Source organism: Mesobacillus sp. (assembly GCF_049588175.1).
In the GTDB taxonomy this organism is placed as follows: domain Bacteria; phylum Bacillota; class Bacilli; order Bacillales; family Cytobacillaceae; genus Mesobacillus.
Genome location: NZ_JBAVFI010000158.1, coordinates 1 through 3,617 on the forward strand (window position 1 = coordinate 1; position 3,617 = coordinate 3,617).

Consider the following 3,617-nt stretch of genomic DNA (forward strand, 5'->3'; position numbering starts at 1 on the left):
TGATCCTGAACATCAGATATATCCAATGCCAGCTTTCTGTGTTGGTAAAAATGATGTATTCGTAGGCCGAATCAGGAAAGACCTTGATAACGATTCAGGCTTTCATATGTGGGTCGTTTCCGATAACCTTTTAAAAGGTGCAGCATGGAACTCAGTGCAAATTGCTGAGAGCCTGGTAAAGCTAGGTCTTGTAAAATAAGTAAAAATCTAACTTAATTAATGACAGAAACTCTTGAGGTGTTACGATGAAAATAATCGTTCAAAAATTTGGCGGCACTTCTGTGCGTGATAAGGAAAGCCGAAGTCATGCTATGAGCCATATTAAAAAGGCGATTTCAGAAGGATATAAAGCAGTTGTCGTAGTATCCGCGATGGGAAGGAAAGGAGATCCTTACGCAACGGATACGCTATTGAGCATGATCGGAGGCAATAACAGTTTGATCAGCAAGCGGGAGCATGACCTGCTTCTTTCTTGCGGAGAGACGATTTCCAGTGTGGTTTTTTCCAATATGCTTCTGGAAAACGGAATCAGTGCGACAGCCCTTACTGGATCCCAGGCAGGGTTTAGGACAAACAACGAGCATACGAATGCAAGAATTCTAGACATGAAATGCGATCGGCTTCTTCGCGAATTAGAGCAGGTCGATGCAGTTGTTGTCGCCGGTTTCCAGGGCTCAGCTAAAAATGGTGACATCACAACGATCGGCAGGGGCGGCAGTGATACGTCCGCAGCTGCGCTAGGTGCAGCTTTGAATGCCGAATGGATTGATATTTTTACAGATGTAGAAGGCATCATGACTGCTGATCCGAGAATTGCCGAAAACGCTAGACCTCTATCAGTTGTCACGTATACTGAGGTATGCAATATGGCATACCAGGGTGCCAAGGTCATCCATCCGCGTGCAGTGGAGATTGCCATGCAAGCCAAAGTTCCAATCAGGATCAGGTCAACTTATTCTGAAAGTCCCGGTACGCTTGTGACGTCTTTAAACCGTGAAAATAAAGGTACCGATATCAAAGAGCGCCCGGTAACTGGAATTGCACATGTTTCCAATGTAAGCCAGATTAAGGTGTTTGCGAAAAAAGATCAATACAATCTCCAATCTGAAGTTTTCAAAGCCATGGCTAATGAAAACATCAGTGTCGATTTTATCAATATTTCACCAAATGGCGTCGTATACACTGTTTCTGATGAAATGACAAGCCGGGCCGCAAAGGTGTTAGAAGGATTGGGGCATATTCCTCAGATTGAGAGAAACTGTGCAAAAGTTTCGGTTGTAGGTGCGGGTATGGCAGGTGTGCCTGGTGTAACATCGAAAATTGTTACTGCGCTTTCTGAAAAAGGAATCCGCATCCTGCAGTCCGCAGACAGCCATACAACAATTTGGGTGCTCGTGAAGCAAGATGATCTCAGCAAGGCGGTAAATGCTTTGCATGATGCATTCCATCTTGATGAGGAAAAAGCAGAATTTGAGCGCCATGATATTTAAAGTGATTATCTTGTTTTTACTGCCGGAGGCTCAGTAGGTGCCGACCGGCCGTAGAAGCCAGAGAGAAGAGGAGTGGACAGAATGGTTCAATTCGGAAGAATATCTACAGCAATGGTAACCCCTTTTGACCATAAGGGGCATATTGATTTCGCAAAAACTACTCAGCTAGTAAACCATTTGATTGACAATGGAACTGATTCCCTCGTAGTAGCAGGTACAACAGGAGAGTCTCCAACCCTTTCTAAAGAGGAAAAAATCGCTCTATTCCAGCATGTAGTAAAAGTTGTTGATAAGCGAGTACCTGTCATTGCAGGAACAGGGAGCAACAACACTTATGCTACAATTGAATTGACAAAAAAAGCTGAACAGCTTGGTGTGGACGCCATTATGATTGTTGCACCATACTATAACAAACCAAACCAGGAAGGGTTATATCAGCACTTTAAAGCAGCTGCTGAGGCAACATCTCTCCCTGTTATGGTTTACAACATTCCTGGAAGATCCGTAGTCAATATCCATCCGGAAACAGTCATCAAACTTGCAGAAATTCCGAATATTGTAGCGGTTAAAGAAGCCAGCGGTGATTTGAATGCCATGACGAAAATCATTGCCGAAACTCCAGATGATTTCCTTCTTTACAGCGGGGATGACGGCCTCACTCTGCCTGTCCTTGCTATTGGCGGAGCAGGAATCGTTTCAGTTGCCTCCCATGTGATTGGAAATGAAATGCAAGCAATGGTAGATGCGTTCTTGAGTGGAAGGAATGCTGATGCAGCGAAACTTCACCAGCGCCTTCTGCCAATCATGCAGGGACTCTTTGCAGCTCCAAGCCCGGGCCCTGTAAAAACGGCATTGCAGCTTAAGGGGCTGGATGTTGGCTCAGTAAGATTGCCGATGGTACCGTTAACAGAACAAGAACGAAGTGCAGTAGCAAAATTATTCTCTTAATGATTTTTTAGACCAACCTTTAAGGTTGGTTTCAGACTGTAAACAAACTCGATAAAAATCGAGCTTGTTTACAGTCTTTTTTCTGTTTGGAGAAGAAATTGTGCTGTTGATTTCCGTTACAGGCGCCTCGCTTTCCGCGGGGCGCCCGGTGAGCCCGCAGGACATTGATTTCTTCCTCGGACCAGCCCAAGCGCGATGGAAATGCGTTAGTATTTTCGGAAGAATCTTCGTGCCTTCCACTCTAATCAACAGGGTTTCAATAATTAATGGATGAACTTTAGCTTTGTCGACAAACTAAGCACTGGTTTTTTTCAGTGCTTTCTTTTTTTGTGAAATGAAAACCCCGGGCTAGGCCCGGGGTTCCAAAAAGCTTTCAGCGTGGTATTAAAAAAACTTCCCCATGGTGCTAAAATATTTTTGGTTCGCCAACCAAAATATCAGCACGGAGGAAGTCCTATGTCTAAAGACAACAATAGTTTAGCACACACTACCTGGAATTGTAAGTATCACATCGTATTTGCCCCTAAGTATAGAAGGCAGATTATTTATGGGAAAATCAAAAAAGATATTGGAGAAATACTGCGTACATTATGTGAAAGAAAAGGTGTAGAAATTATTGAAGCAACAGCGTGTAAGGATCACGTACATATGTTAGTGAGTATACCACCAAAGCTGAGTGTATCCGCATTTGTCGGTTACTTAAAAGGCAAAAGTAGTTTAATGATATTTGACCGACACGCAAATCTGAAATACAAGTATGGCAATCGCAAATTCTGGTGTACAGGCTATTATGTAGATACCGTCGGAAGAAACAAAAAGGTAATAGAAGAATATATACGCAATCAAATTCAAGATGATATAGTCGCAGAACAATTAACGATGATGGAATACATTGATCCATTCACCGGAGAAGAAGTAAAGAAAAAGAAACGAAGTTAAACGGGGAGAAGGCCTTTGAGGTCTGGCCAGTAGAAGTAGTACAAATGGCGAACCCTTCAGTAGCCCTTTAGGGTTTGGTCAGTAACAAAGGCTTTCAGCCGCAGAGAAAACCACCCGTTCTCACGGGTGGTTTTTATTATGGCTGAAGGAAAGGTTATTGTTAATTTTGAAATTATCAGTCAAATTAAACAGTAGATAATTTGTTTTTTAGGGAATTGCTTACTTTGAAAACAGAACGAC

At 42.9% G+C, this 3,617-nt stretch carries 4 protein-coding genes; all 4 read left to right on the forward strand.

Going from position 1 to position 3,617, the window contains the following annotated elements:
- Positions 1-199, forward strand: a 199-nt coding sequence (locus tag WB217_RS03795; protein ID WP_423990787.1) for an Asd/ArgC dimerization domain-containing protein, incomplete at its 5' end; no start/stop codon positions are given.
- A 46-nt stretch (positions 200-245) separates the two neighbouring features.
- The gene (dapG, locus tag WB217_RS03800; protein ID WP_423990789.1) at positions 246-1,490 is read left to right on the forward strand and encodes an aspartate kinase; all 1,245 of its coding nucleotides are present in this window, start codon (positions 246-248) and stop codon (positions 1,488-1,490) included.
- An 81-nt stretch (positions 1,491-1,571) separates the two neighbouring features.
- A complete protein-coding gene (dapA, locus tag WB217_RS03805; protein ID WP_423990791.1) occupies positions 1,572-2,438 on the forward strand; it encodes a 4-hydroxy-tetrahydrodipicolinate synthase in 867 nt (288 codons plus the stop codon).
- A 456-nt stretch (positions 2,439-2,894) separates the two neighbouring features.
- Positions 2,895-3,377: an IS200/IS605 family transposase gene (tnpA, locus tag WB217_RS03810; protein ID WP_423990793.1), complete on the forward strand. Its 483-nt coding sequence runs from the start codon at positions 2,895-2,897 to the stop codon at positions 3,375-3,377.
- The last annotated feature ends 240 nt before the right edge of the window (positions 3,378-3,617 follow it).